The 11,749-nt window shown below is 68.3% G+C and carries 12 protein-coding genes and 1 pseudogene; 11 read left to right on the forward strand and 2 right to left on the reverse strand.

The window, feature by feature from the left end:
* Nucleotides 1–105: 105 nt before the first annotated feature.
* The 6 genes from ftsY (at nucleotide 106) to Tharo_RS02835 (ending at nucleotide 7,532) form a co-directional block, all read left to right on the forward strand.
* Complete coding sequence (ftsY, locus tag Tharo_RS02810) at nucleotides 106–1,398, forward strand: signal recognition particle-docking protein FtsY (protein ID WP_107219919.1); 1,293 nt, start codon at nucleotides 106–108, stop codon at nucleotides 1,396–1,398.
* Nucleotides 1,395–2,090 (forward strand): cell division ATP-binding protein FtsE, encoded by a 696-nt coding sequence (locus Tharo_RS02815; protein ID WP_107219920.1) that lies wholly within the window; start codon nucleotides 1,395–1,397, stop codon nucleotides 2,088–2,090. Before ftsY ends, Tharo_RS02815 begins: the two co-directional genes overlap by 4 nt.
* Nucleotides 2,087–2,983, forward strand: coding sequence for a permease-like cell division protein FtsX (ftsX, locus tag Tharo_RS02820; protein ID WP_107219921.1), 897 nt, complete (start codon nucleotides 2,087–2,089; stop codon nucleotides 2,981–2,983). Before Tharo_RS02815 ends, ftsX begins: the two co-directional genes overlap by 4 nt.
* Before the next feature lie 158 nt (nucleotides 2,984–3,141).
* On the forward strand, nucleotides 3,142–3,705 hold the full coding sequence (gene ahpC / locus Tharo_RS02825) for an alkyl hydroperoxide reductase subunit C (RefSeq protein WP_107219922.1): 564 nt from the start codon (nucleotides 3,142–3,144) through the stop codon (nucleotides 3,703–3,705).
* 151 nt (nucleotides 3,706–3,856) lie between these two features.
* On the forward strand, nucleotides 3,857–5,425 hold the full coding sequence (gene ahpF, locus Tharo_RS02830; RefSeq protein ID WP_107222284.1) for an alkyl hydroperoxide reductase subunit F: 1,569 nt from the start codon (nucleotides 3,857–3,859) through the stop codon (nucleotides 5,423–5,425).
* Nucleotides 5,426–5,654: 229 nt separating this feature from the next.
* Nucleotides 5,655–7,532 carry an ABC transporter ATP-binding protein gene (locus Tharo_RS02835; RefSeq protein WP_107219923.1) on the forward strand — a complete coding sequence of 626 codons (1,878 nt, stop codon included), beginning with the start codon at nucleotides 5,655–5,657 and terminating at the stop codon, nucleotides 7,530–7,532.
* Nucleotides 7,533–7,565: 33 nt separating this feature from the next.
* Here Tharo_RS02835 and Tharo_RS02840 read toward each other — a convergent pair whose 3' ends face one another.
* The gene (locus Tharo_RS02840; protein WP_107219924.1) at nucleotides 7,566–8,183 is read right to left on the reverse strand and encodes a hypothetical protein; all 618 of its coding nucleotides are present in this window, start codon (nucleotides 8,181–8,183) and stop codon (nucleotides 7,566–7,568) included.
* Between the two features lie 152 nt (nucleotides 8,184–8,335).
* Between Tharo_RS02840 and Tharo_RS02845 the strand changes: the two genes are divergently transcribed.
* Together Tharo_RS02845 and Tharo_RS02850 are read left to right on the forward strand one after the other, a co-directional pair.
* On the forward strand, nucleotides 8,336–8,941 hold the full coding sequence (locus Tharo_RS02845) for a DUF938 domain-containing protein (protein WP_107219925.1): 606 nt from the start codon (nucleotides 8,336–8,338) through the stop codon (nucleotides 8,939–8,941).
* A gap of 49 nt (nucleotides 8,942–8,990) precedes the next feature.
* Nucleotides 8,991–10,055 carry an MBL fold metallo-hydrolase gene (locus Tharo_RS02850; protein ID WP_107219926.1) on the forward strand — a complete coding sequence of 355 codons (1,065 nt, stop codon included), beginning with the start codon at nucleotides 8,991–8,993 and terminating at the stop codon, nucleotides 10,053–10,055.
* Nucleotides 10,056–10,100: 45 nt separating this feature from the next.
* On the opposite strand, the pseudogene Tharo_RS18145 reads toward Tharo_RS02850, so the two are convergent.
* Nucleotides 10,101–10,256: pseudogene (locus tag Tharo_RS18145) on the reverse strand (helix-turn-helix domain-containing protein); the annotation flags it as partial.
* A 29-nt stretch (nucleotides 10,257–10,285) separates the two neighbouring features.
* On the opposite strand from Tharo_RS18145, the gene Tharo_RS02860 reads away from it, so the two are divergent.
* The 3 genes from Tharo_RS02860 to Tharo_RS18175 all read left to right on the forward strand — a co-directional run bounded on the left by Tharo_RS02860 (nucleotide 10,286) and on the right by Tharo_RS18175 (nucleotide 11,701).
* Nucleotides 10,286–10,507: an AbrB/MazE/SpoVT family DNA-binding domain-containing protein gene (locus Tharo_RS02860; RefSeq protein ID WP_107219927.1), complete on the forward strand. Its 222-nt coding sequence runs from the start codon at nucleotides 10,286–10,288 to the stop codon at nucleotides 10,505–10,507.
* The gene (locus Tharo_RS02865) at nucleotides 10,507–10,914 is read left to right on the forward strand and encodes a type II toxin-antitoxin system VapC family toxin (RefSeq protein WP_107219928.1); all 408 of its coding nucleotides are present in this window, start codon (nucleotides 10,507–10,509) and stop codon (nucleotides 10,912–10,914) included. Before Tharo_RS02860 ends, Tharo_RS02865 begins: the two co-directional genes overlap by 1 nt.
* Nucleotides 10,915–11,362: 448 nt before the next feature.
* Nucleotides 11,363–11,701, forward strand: coding sequence for a BrxR family helix-turn-helix transcriptional regulator (locus Tharo_RS18175; protein WP_483887662.1), 339 nt, complete (start codon nucleotides 11,363–11,365; stop codon nucleotides 11,699–11,701).
* Nucleotides 11,702–11,749: the final 48 nt, after the last annotated feature.

An 11,749-nucleotide genomic window follows, 5' to 3' on the forward strand; every position in this document is an offset into this window, starting at 1 on the left:
CGCCGGCCACTCGGGGAGCCGCATCTTAGCGTGATCGGCGGGGGGCGCCCATGGTTGCGGGCCGCGTCTGCCGACGCAAAACGACCCTTGTGACCCGAGCCTTTCATGTTTGGTTTCCTGAAAAAGAAGTTCGGCCGGCGCGAAGACGAGGCCGCGCCCGTAGCCCCGCCGGCCGAGGCGCAGAGCGAACCGCCGCAGGTGCCTGCGCAAGCGCCTGAAGAGGCCGCCGCGGCCGCCCCGGCCCGATCCGGTGAGCCTGCTGCGCCCGGCGACGCGACCGCCGCCGCACTTGCGCCGGCGGCCGAATCCGCCCCCGGAGTGGCGGCAACGCCCGTGCCGGCTGCGGTGGAGGTCGAGGTGGAGACCGAAGTGGAGGCGGCGGCCGTCGCCATCGAGGCGGTCGCGGAGGATGCGCCAGTCCCCCCCCAGGAGCCTGTGCCGGTGGCGAAAAAATCCTGGGCGGAGCGCCTCAAGGCCGGTCTCGCCCGCACCCGCCAGCAGATCGGCGGCGGGCTGGCGAGCTTGTTCGGCCTGCGCAAGATCGACGAGGACCTCCTCGAGGAGCTCGAATCCACCCTGTTGATGGCCGACTGCGGCGTGGATGCCACCCAGCACCTGATCGACGAACTGCGCCGGCGCTGGAAGCGCGACCGTCTGGAAACCGCCGACCAGCTGCAGAAGGCGCTCGCCGACGGCCTGCACGAGATCATTGCGCCGCTCGAGGCGCCGCTCCAGGTCGACGGCCATCAGCCTTTCATCATCATGATCGCGGGCGTCAACGGTTCCGGAAAGACGACCTCGATCGGCAAGCTCGCGAAGTATTTCCAGGCCCGCGGCAAGAGCGTGCTGCTCGCCGCCGGCGACACCTTCCGCGCCGCCGCGCGCGAGCAGCTGATGACCTGGGGCGAGCGCAACAACGTCACCGTGGTCGCGCAGGACGGCGGCGATGCGGCAGCGGTGATCTTCGACGCGATCAACGCCGCGCGTGCGCGCAAGATCGACGTCGTCCTCGCCGACACCGCCGGGCGGCTGCCGACCCAGCTCCACCTGATGGAAGAGATCGCCAAGGTCCGCCGGGTGATCGCCAAGGCCGACCCTACCGGACCGCACGAAGTCCTGCTCGTGCTCGACGCCAACATTGGCCAGAACGCGCTCGCCCAGGTGAAGGCCTTCGACCAGGCGATCGGGGTCACCGGCCTGGTCGTGACCAAGCTCGACGGCACCGCCAAGGGCGGCGTGCTGGCGGCGATTGCGCGCCAGTGCCCGAAGCCGCTGCGCTTCATCGGCGTCGGCGAGGGCATCGACGACCTGCAGCCGTTCGCTGCGCGCGAGTTCGTCGATGCGCTGTTCGAGCCCGGCGCCGCGGCCGTCCGGAACGGCGCGGGCGGGCGCGCATGATCGTCTTCGAGGACGTCGCCAAGCGCTATGCGGGCGGCTACACCGCGCTTGCCGGAGTCGGTTTCGAGATCCGTCACGGCGAGCTGGTGGTGCTGTCCGGGCATTCGGGCGCGGGCAAGAGCACGCTGCTCAAGCTGATCCCGGTGATCGAGCGCCCCACCGCGGGGCGGGTACTGATCAACGGCCAGGACGTCTCCCATCTGCCGCCGGCGGCGATTCCCTACCTGCGCCGCAACCTCGGCCTCGTGCTGCAGGAAAACCGCCTCCTGTTCGACCGCAGCGTGTTCGACAACGTCATGCTGCCGCTGGTCATCACCGGCCACCCGCCGCGTGACGCGGCGAAGCGCGTGGCCGCGGCGCTTGAACGCGTCGGCCTCGACGGCCGCGGCGAGGAAATGCCGGCCGGGCTGTCGGGCGGCGAGCAGCAGCGCGTCGCGATCGCGCGCGCAATCGTCAATCGACCGTCGATCCTGATCGCCGACGAGCCCACTGCCCACCTCGACCCGGCCTATGCAGAGGACATCGCCCTGCTGTTCCGCTCGTTCAACGACGCCGGAGTCACCGTGCTGGTGTCGACCCACGATGCCGGCCTGTTCGCCGCCAGCCGCCCGCGCCGCCTGGTGCTGGCGAAAGGCCTGCTCGCCGAAGATTCGAGCCCGGCCGGGCGTCCGGCGGCGGAGGTGCCCGCATGAAACACTGGCTTTACCTGCATGCCCGGGCCGTCGGCCATGCCCTGCGCCGGCTGCTCGCCCAGCCCCTCGGTACTTCGCTCTCGGCGCTGGTGGTGGGCATCGCCCTGTCCCTGCCGGGAGGGGCTTTCCTGCTGCTGGACAACGTCGCTTCGCTGGTGCGAGGCGTTTCCGGGACGCCCGAGATCAGCCTCTTCCTCGACGTCGCGGCAAAGCCTGCCGAGGTCGAGGCGATCGAACGCAAGCTGAACGCCGAGGCCGATCTCGCGAGCTACCGCTTCGTGTCACGCGACGAGGCGGTGGCCCAGCTCGAGGCCGTGGGGCTGGGGGATGTGCTCGGCGGCCTCGGCACCAACCCGCTGCCCGATGCGTTCGTGATCGCGCCGCGCGGCGAGGACCCGGCCGCGTTCGAGCGCCTCGCGGCGCGGATGCGGGAATGGCCCGAGGTCGCGCACGTGCAGCTCGATTCGGCCTGGGTCGAGCGCCTCCACGCCCTGCTCGGGCTGGGACGCTCGGCGGCGCTGATGCTGGGGGGGCTGCTCGGCTTCGCGCTGGTGATCGTTACTTTCAACACCATCCGCCTGCAGATCCTCACCCAGAGCCAGGAGATCGCGGTCAGCCGCCTGCTCGGCGCCACCGACCCCTTCATCCGCCGCCCGTTCTACTGGTTCGGCAGCCTGCAAGGGGCGCTCGGCGGCCTGGTGGCGCTGGGGACGGTGTGGGCGGGTGTGCACGCGCTGGCCCGGCCGGTGGCGACACTGGCGGAAACCTATGGCGCAGTGTTCGTGCTCGCCGGGCCGGATGCGCGCGCGGCACTGTCGATGGTGGCGTTTGCCGCCTTCCTCGGCTGGCTGGGGGCGGCGATTTCGGTGCGGCGGCATCTGGCCGGATCCTGAGGCGGCGGGCCGGCGGGGAGAGGCGGAGTCGAGCTCGATAGTATTTTGCAATCGTGATTATCTCGATAATCAATTAGTGCAATTCACCCGGATTCCTTAGACTGCATCCCATCGAGTTTCACCCAACGCTTCCCACAACCTCAGCTGGAGAATCGCAAATGTCGCTGATCAACACCGAAGTCAAGCCGTTCAAAGCCACCGCCTACCACAATGGCCAGTTCGTCGACGTCACCGAAGCCAACCTGAAGGGCAAGTGGTCCGTGGTCTTCTTCTACCCCGCCGACTTCACCTTCGTGTGCCCGACCGAACTGGGCGATCTCGCCGACAACTATGCCGAATTCCAGAAGCTGGGGGTCGAGATCTACGGTGTGTCGACCGACACCCATTTCACCCACAAGGCCTGGCACGACACGTCGGACACCATCCACAAGATCAAGTACCCGCTGGTCGGTGACCCCACCTGGGTGCTGTCGAAGAACTTCGAAGTGCTGATCGAGGAAGCCGGCCTGGCCGATCGCGGCACCTTCGTCATCGACCCCGACGGCAAGGTCCAGATCGTCGAGATCAACGCCGGCGGCATCGGCCGTGATGCCCAGGAGCTGCTGCGCAAGGTCAAGGCCGCGATCTACGTCCGCAACCACCCGGGCGAAGTGTGCCCGGCGAAGTGGAAGGAAGGCGACGCCACGCTGGCGCCGTCGCTCGATCTGGTCGGCAAGATCTGAGCCGCTGCGATCCTCCCCGGGCGCCCGCCGCCCGCGGGCGACGCTCCGCAGCCGGCCTCGCGCCGGCTGTTTCATGTCGGCGCCCGCCCGCCGCTCCCCGAAGCCGCTCCCCGAAGCCGCACTCCGGCCTAACCTCACGGACGACATCACCATGCTCGACGCCAACATCAAGACTCAACTCAAAGCCTACCTGGACAAGGTCACGCAGCCGATCGAGATCGCCGCGTCGCTGGACGAGGGCGACAAGTCGGGTGAAATGCGGACCCTGCTCGCCGAACTCGCCGAGCTCAGCGACAAGATCACCGTCGTCGAGTCGGGTGCGCCCGGCGTTCAGGCGAGCGAGCGCAAGCCCTCGTTTGCGCTTGCCCGCCCGGGCGAGCCGGGGCGCGTGCGTTTTGCCGGGTTGCCGATGGGGCACGAGTTCAGCTCGCTGATCCTGGCCCTGCTGCAGGTCGGCGGCCATCCGCCCAAGGCCACGCCCGAGCTGATCGAACAGATCCGCGCCCTCGACGGCGAGTACGTGTTCGAGACCTACATCTCGCTGTCCTGCCACAACTGCCCGGAAGTGGTGCAGGCGCTGAACCTGATGGCGGTGCTCAACCCCAACATCCGCCACACCATGATCGACGGTGCGCTGTTCCAGGGCGAAGTCGAGGCGCGCAAGATCATGGCGGTGCCGACGGTTCTCCTCAACGGCCAGCCCTTCGGCCAGGGGCGGATGGAGCTGGGCGAGATCCTGGCCAAGGTCGACACCGGCGCCGCGGCGCGCGATGCCGGGAAGCTGTCGGCCAAGGACGTCTTCGACGTGCTCGTCGTCGGCGGCGGCCCGGCCGGCGCGGCCGCCGCGATCTACGCCGCGCGCAAGGGCATCCGCACCGGTGTCGTCGCCGAGCGCTTCGGCGGCCAGGTGATGGACACGATGGCGATCGAGAACTTCATCTCGGTGAAGTACACCGAGGGCCCGAAGCTGGTCGCCAGCCTCGAGGAGCACGTCCGCGAATACGACGTCGATGTCATGAACCTGCAGCGCGTCGCGCAGCTGCTGCCGGGCGCGGGCGTGCATGAAGTGAAGCTCGACAACGGCGCCGTGCTCAAGGCGAAGTCCGTCATCGTCGCCACCGGCGCGCGCTGGCGCGAGATGAACGTGCCCGGCGAGCGGGAGTTCCGCGGCAAGGGTGTGGCCTACTGCCCGCACTGCGACGGCCCGCTGTTCAAGGGCAAGCGCGTGGCGGTGATCGGTGGCGGCAACTCCGGCGTCGAGGCCGCGATCGACCTCGCCGGGGTGGTCGCCCACGTCACCCTGCTCGAGTTCGCCGACGAACTGCGTGCCGACGCCGTGTTGCAGAAGAAGCTCCACAGCCTGCCCAACGTGACGGTGATCAAGGGCGCGCAGACCACCGAAGTGACCGGTAGCGACAAGGTGGACGGTCTGGTGTACAAGGACCGAGCCAGTGGCGAAGTGCGCCGTATCGAGCTCGAAGGCATCTTCGTCCAGATCGGCCTGCTGCCCAATACCGACTTCGCCAAGGGCACGCTCGAGCTCACCCGCTTCGGCGAGATCATCGTCGATGCCAAAGGCCAGACTTCGGTGCCGGGCATCTTCGCCGCCGGCGACTGCACCACGGTGCCGTACAAGCAGATCATCATCGCCATGGGCGAAGGGGCGAAGGCTTCGCTGTCGGCCTTCGATCACCTGATCCGGAGCAGCGCCCCGGCCTGAGCGCGCCTTGCGTTCGTGCAAGTGCCCCGCCTCGAGCGGGGCTTTTTGCGTGTTGCGGGCACCCGCGGCACACTGCACCTGTCAGAGCCCTGGTTTGGGCTGCATCGCGCCCTTCGATCCGCTTCACGCGCAGGCGGCAGGTGCCGCCGATGCGACCACCAACACGTAGCGCATGCGCCGATGCGGATGGCGCGGGGGGCGGCCCCGGGCCCGTCAAGGAGACTTTCACGTGCTTTTCAGCTGGTTCGAGCGTCACGTCGACCCCTATCCCGATGCCGTCCCCGGCGCCACGCCGCGCGGCTTCTTCGCCTTTTTGTGGGCGGGCACCGAGGGCCTGCGCCCGTTCATTCTCGGCATGATGCTGCTCACCGCCACCATCGGCGCGTTCGAGGCCCTGCTGTTCGCGATGCTCGGCCGGGTCGTCGACTGGCTGGCGACGGTGGAGCCGGCGCGGCTATGGACGGACGAGGGCGCCACCCTGCTGCTGCTCGCCGCCATCATCGTCGGCAGCATCGCCCTGGTGGCGGTGCAGACGATGCTCAAGCACCAGACCCTGGCGGGCAACTTCCCGATGCGCCTGCGCTGGAACTACCACCGCCTGATGCTCGGCCAGAGCATGAGCTTCTACCAGGACGAGTTCGCCGGGCGGGTGTCGGCGAAGGTCATGCAGACCGCGCTCGCGGTGCGCGACACCTGCCTGATCATGACCGACATCCTGGTCTTCGTGACCATCTACTTCGCCACCCTGACCCTGGTGGTGGCGAGCTTCGATGCCTGGATGCTGCTGCCCTTCCTCGGCTGGCTGGCGCTCTACCTCGCGACCCTGCGCTGGTTCGTGCCGCGCCTGTCGAAAGTGTCACGCACCCAGGCCGACGCCCGCGCGCTGATGACCGGACGCATCACCGACGCCTATACCAACATCGCCACGGTGAAGCTGTTCTCCCACGCCGGGCGCGAAGCCGGCTACGCGCGCGGGGCGATGAAGGAGTTCATGCACACCGTGCACGCGCAGATGCGCCTGGTGAGCAGCATCGAAATCGTCAACCACAGCCTGTCGATGCTGCTGATCCTCGCCACCAGCGGGGTGGCGCTGTGGCTGTGGGCGCAGGGCGCGATCGGGGTCGGCGCGGTGGCCGCGGCGACGGCGATGGCGCTGCGCCTGAACGGCATGTCGCACTGGGTGATGTGGGAGGCGGCGCAGCTGTTCGAGAACGTCGGCACGGTGCAGGACGGCATCAACACCTTGTCCCGCCCGCATGCGGTGGTCGACCGCCCGGAGGCGAAGCCGCTGGTGGTGAGCCGCGGCGAAGTCCGCTTCGAGCACCTCGTGTTCGCCTACGGCGCCACCGGGCCGCAGGCGCGCCGCGTCATCGACGACTTCTCGCTGGCGATCCGCCCGGGCGAGAAGATCGGCGTCGTCGGCCGCTCGGGGGCGGGCAAGTCGACGCTGGTGAACCTGCTGCTGCGCTTCTACGACCTCGAATCGGGCCGTATCCTGATCGACGGCCAGGACATCGCCGGCGTCACCCAGAACAGCCTGCGCGCGCAGATCGGCATGGTCACCCAGGACACTTCGCTGCTGCACCGCTCGGTGCGCGACAACATCCTCTACGGCCGTCCCGATGCCACCGACGCCGACATGATCGCCGCCGCCCGCCGCGCCGAGGCGCACGAGTTCATCCTCGGTCTCACCGACCCCAAGGGACGGCGCGGCTACGACGCCCACGTCGGCGAGCGCGGCGTCAAGCTCTCCGGCGGCCAGCGTCAGCGCATCGCGATCGCCCGGGTGATGCTCAAGGATGCGCCGATCCTGCTGCTGGACGAGGCCACCAGCGCGCTCGACTCCGAAGTCGAGGCGGCAATCCAGCAAAGCCTGTACCGGCTGATGGAAGGCAAGACCGTGGTCGCGATCGCCCACCGCCTGTCGACGATCGCGGCGATGGACCGCCTGGTGGTGATGGACAAAGGCCGTATCGTCGAGGAAGGTGACCATCGCAGCCTGCTTGCCCACGGCGGGCTCTACGCCCGGCTGTGGGCACACCAGAGCGGCGGCTTTCTCGGCGCCGAACCCGCGGACGTCGACGAGGACGCGGCGATGCCGGTGTGATCACCGGCGCTTCCCGCGTGAGCGTGCCGCGGCTCAGGCCGGGCGCAGGTGGAACACTTCGGGGTCGTCCCAGTGCGCCAGCAGGATGCGCGCCACGCGCTGCTGCCACAGTTCGCCGAAACGGCGCGCTTCGCCGGCATCGGCCTGGCCGTGGAGGCAGCGCTGCAGCAGCAGCGGCATCTCCGGGTCGGGCGCCACTTTCGATAGCTCGGCGCCGGCATCGAGCGCGGCGCCGCTATCGACGCGCACAAAGCGCATCGTCAGCGGGTGCTCCAGTCCGAACGCCTGCAGGTTGCGGCGCACGAAGCGCCCGCCGATGCCCTTGAAGCCGCCGTCCTGCGCCGCCCCGGTGAGCAGGCCGGCGACCGCGGCGATGACTCCGGTGACGCCGTCGTCGATGCGATCGGCGAACTCCACCCGCACTCCGCCGCGCACCGGCAGCTCGTCCTGGTACAGCCGGGTCAGCGCGTGATGGGTCAGGGCGTAGGCTGAGGCCACGGTCGGGCAGGAGTGGCCGGCCAGCCTCACTGCGTCGGCGTAGCCGTATTCGAGCAGGCCGCCTTCGGCCGCGCCGAGGAATTCGGCCAGCGGGTCGCGCACGCGCAGGCGCGGCACTTCGTCGTAGAAGGCGGGAAAGCGTGGGTCGGTCATGGTCGCTCCTGGGCGGTTCGGTGAGGGTGAAGCGCGGATTGTCGGCGCTGCGCCTGCGCCCGGCCTTGATGTGCCTCAGGGCCGGCGGAATGCGGAATAATGGGCGCGGTGGTGCCGCCCTTCCGCACCTTTCCTCAACGACCCCGCCGGCCATGGATACCGATCCGCGCCAGTTCGCTCCTGCCACCGCCCGCAACCGCGACTTCATCCTGCCGATCCTGCAGCGCGTGCTGCCGGCGACGGGGCAGGTGCTGGAGATCGGCAGCGGCAGCGGAGAACATGCGGTCCATTTCGCCCGCCATCTTCCCGCCCTCCACTGGCAGCCGAGCGATGCCGACCCGGCGGCGCTCGGTTCGATCGCGGCCTGGGTCCGGCATGCCGCCCTGCCCAATCTGGCGCTGCCGCTGCACCTCGATCTGGGAGCAGCGGCGTGGCCGCTGGCGCAGGCCGATGCGGTGGTGGCGATCAATGTGCTGCACTATTCGCCTTGGTCGTCCACGGCGGCCTTGTTCCGTGGCGCCGCGAACGTGCTGCAGGCCGCGGGGGTGGTCTATTGTTACGGTCCGTACCGGCGTGGCGGCGCCCACACCGCGCCCAGCAACGCCGCTTTCGATGCGTGGCTGCGCGGCATCGATCCGCGCTTTGCGGTACGCGACCTGGAAGCGGTCGAGGCACAGGCGCTGGCCTGCGGTTTCCGCCTTGACGAAGTGATCGAAATGCCAGCGAACAATTTCAGCCTGGTGTTCCGGCGCGGCTGAACGGAGGGCGGCCGGGGCACAGGCGGAACCGCGACGAAAGGAGGAACCCATGGACGAATCGGATACGCGGCGCGCGGCACGGGCGGGGGGCGAGGCGCCGGCCGCGGGCAGCCCGGCCGGCGCCGGGCGGGTCGATATCGGCGTCTGCCGGTCGCTGCGCATCACCTGCATTTCCGAAACCGGCTGGCACGACACCGGCGCGTTGCTCGGCGACATCAAGGCGGCTGGCGGAATGCAGGCGAACCAGTGGGAGACCGCCTGGCGACCAGGCAACGGCGCCGGCAGCGCGAGCCTGATCGAGATCGAGACGGTGGATGGGGACGGGTACCGGATCCTGCTCGATACCGGCTGGGACCCGGACTACATGGCCGAGCGCTTCGCCGCGACCGGCGTCGATGTGCTGCTGCGCCGAGGTGAAATCGACCTGTTGCTGGTTTCGCACGAGCACTTCGATCATTTCTGGGGGCTGGAAGCGGTGCTGCGACTGCGGCCGGACATCGCCATCGCGCTGCCGGCGAGCCTGCGCGACGAAGGGCGGGCCTTCCTGCGCGGAGGGGCGTTCGCCCCCGCCGGCGCGCGCAACGGCATTGCCCACACCGGCCGGCTGCTCTGGCACGGCGCGGACGAAGTGCATCGGCTGGCCGACGGCGTCGCTGCGGTCGCCTTCGATCTGCCGATCGCGCTCGGCGTGCGCGGCGAGCAGTCGCTGTACGTCAATGTCGCCGGCAAGGGCATCGTCTGCATCACCGGCTGCTGCCATCAGGGGGTCGAGCGTTTCGCGCAGTTCGCGCGCGACCGCCTGGCCGGTGGCGAGCGCCTCCACGGCCTGTATGGCGGCCTGCACCTCGCCCCGTTCGGGCCGCTCGACGATGCGGCGCAGGCGGCGATCCGGAACCTGGCCGAATACGGTTTCGAGCGGATCGCCTGCAACCACTGCACCGGCGCGGCGGCGGTGGAAAAGATGATCGAACTGGGCTACCCGGTGGCGCGCGGCAGCGGCGGTTCCGGCTCGGCAGGCGAGCGCTACATCGGCAACGGCGACCAGCTCCGCTTCGGCTGCGGGATTGAAGACGCAACGACACGAGCTGCTTCGTGCTGCACCAACCGGAGGTGATCCGGCGGCCGTCGATGGCAGGCCGGTGAGTTGGAGCTCTCCATCCAGGGCCTCGATCACGCGAAGCACGTTTTCCAGCCTCAGGGTGGACTTGCCTGCTTCAAGGTCGACGATGAAACGCACACCAACGCCTGCCACCAGAGCCAGCTGGGGCTGCGTCAGACCCAGTCGCTTGCGAGGCCTCTTATTCCTTACTACAATTGTTTTTGTAAGGAAAAAAGGAGCTTCTCATGTCGCTCGCCACACTCACCAGCAAAGGGCAGGTGACCATCCCCATCGATGTGCGCGAAGCGCTCGACCTGCGGCCCCAGGACAAGGTGAACTTCACGGTGCTGCCTGACGGCACGGTCATCCTTCGGGCGAAGAAGCGCGCCCTGGAGGACATGGCCGGCCTGCTGCAGGCGCCCGAGGGGGGCAGCGTGAGCACCGGCGACATGAAGGCCTGGCGCTGATGCCCTCGGTCGATACCAACGTCCTCGTGCGCTATCTGGTACGCGATGACTCGGAGCAGTACCGGCAAGCCGTCGCGTGCATCCAGGGCGCGCTTGCTGCGGGCGAGTGCATCCACCTCACCCGGACCGTGATCCTGGAGCTCGAATGGGTGCTGAGGTCACGGTACCGTTTCGACAAGACGACGGTCCTCACGACGCTGCGCGCACTTCTGGAGGCGAGGAATGTGTCGTTCGAGGCGGAAGGGGCGGTCGAGTATGCATGCTATCTGTATGACCACGGTGCCGCCGATTTTGCCGATGCGCTGCATCTTGCCTGTTGCAGCGCAGAGCAGGCGCTGCCCTTTCTGACCTTCGACGAGAAGGCGGCCCGGCTCGCGGGCGCACGCAGGGTGGCAGCCACGTCCTGATAGCTTACGAGAGTGGGCACCGACCGTCGATTGCCGGCGGTTGGCGATCGGCGCCGTGCCGACCTGCCAGTGCCCGCGCAGCCTGACTGCGGCGGTCTCGGCTTCGCCCAGCGACGAAACCGCGAACTGCCCGGGCTGCGTCGGTGGGGTCTTGATGTCTGCAGCATCGAAGCAGGCTTCGAGTGCGACGTAGCGCTCCAGATGCTTGGTGATGTGCTCGGTCACCTGTTCGAGCTTGCGCTTAGGCATGGGTGCAATTTTGCGAAATTCCAGCAGGGCCAGCGGGCTGTGGCTTCTTGAGGGGGGCGGGGGTGCTCCTCTCATGTTGTGCCGAACGGTGGTGCGAAGCTCTACTTCGTTCATGATTCGCGTCTTTCCCCGTGATTCTGTCGATCGCACTGCACAGCGTGGTGGTTGCACCCGGAAACCCAACCTGATCAAAAAGATCATGATCTATACCGCTGTGGATGTCGCCGCTAGAATCCAACGTCATCATGAAAGCCGCGAGAATCCGTTGGGAACAGACGTGCAGGAGCCGGGAGGGGCGCAAAAGGAGCGCCTCGTCCACTTAGATTTCAGACTCTTCTTCCTTGGCGAGGTGTCCCGCGCGGGCATCTCGGGAAGATTCGACGTCGCCCCTGCCGTGGCCACGAGGGATCTCGCACGCTATCGGGCTCTCGCACCCGGCAACATCCGCTTCGATGGAAGCCCGGAGACCTGCCGCCGCGCTGCGCATGGGTTCCGCCAGCGTTGCTGTCCGCCTTATCAGCAATCTGAGGCTCTCTAACATGCACAAGCATCACAACCGCTTACCCTGCCCGGCTCCCCGCTGAGG

Origin of the sequence: Thauera aromatica K172, from assembly GCF_003030465.1 — a bacterium.
In the GTDB taxonomy this organism is placed as follows: domain Bacteria; phylum Pseudomonadota; class Gammaproteobacteria; order Burkholderiales; family Rhodocyclaceae; genus Thauera; species Thauera aromatica.

Coding starts and splice junctions, on each gene's coding strand:
- ftsY (WP_107219919.1), top strand. CDS start 106: ATGTTTGGTTTCCTGAAAAAGAAGTTCGGCCGGCGCGAAGACGAGGCC.
- Tharo_RS02815 (WP_107219920.1), top strand. CDS start 1,395: ATGATCGTCTTCGAGGACGTCGCCAAGCGCTATGCGGGCGGCTACACC.
- ftsX (WP_107219921.1), top strand. CDS start 2,087: ATGAAACACTGGCTTTACCTGCATGCCCGGGCCGTCGGCCATGCCCTG.
- ahpC (WP_107219922.1), top strand. CDS start 3,142: ATGTCGCTGATCAACACCGAAGTCAAGCCGTTCAAAGCCACCGCCTAC.
- ahpF (WP_107222284.1), top strand. CDS start 3,857: ATGCTCGACGCCAACATCAAGACTCAACTCAAAGCCTACCTGGACAAG.
- Tharo_RS02840 (WP_107219924.1), bottom strand. CDS start 8,183: ATGACCGACCCACGCTTTCCCGCCTTCTACGACGAAGTGCCGCGCCTG.
- Tharo_RS02845 (WP_107219925.1), top strand. CDS start 8,336: ATGGATACCGATCCGCGCCAGTTCGCTCCTGCCACCGCCCGCAACCGC.
- Tharo_RS02850 (WP_107219926.1), top strand. CDS start 8,991: ATGGACGAATCGGATACGCGGCGCGCGGCACGGGCGGGGGGCGAGGCG.
- Tharo_RS02860 (WP_107219927.1), top strand. CDS start 10,286: ATGTCGCTCGCCACACTCACCAGCAAAGGGCAGGTGACCATCCCCATC.
- Tharo_RS02865 (WP_107219928.1), top strand. CDS start 10,507: ATGCCCTCGGTCGATACCAACGTCCTCGTGCGCTATCTGGTACGCGAT.
- Tharo_RS18175 (WP_483887662.1), top strand. CDS start 11,363: ATGATCTATACCGCTGTGGATGTCGCCGCTAGAATCCAACGTCATCAT.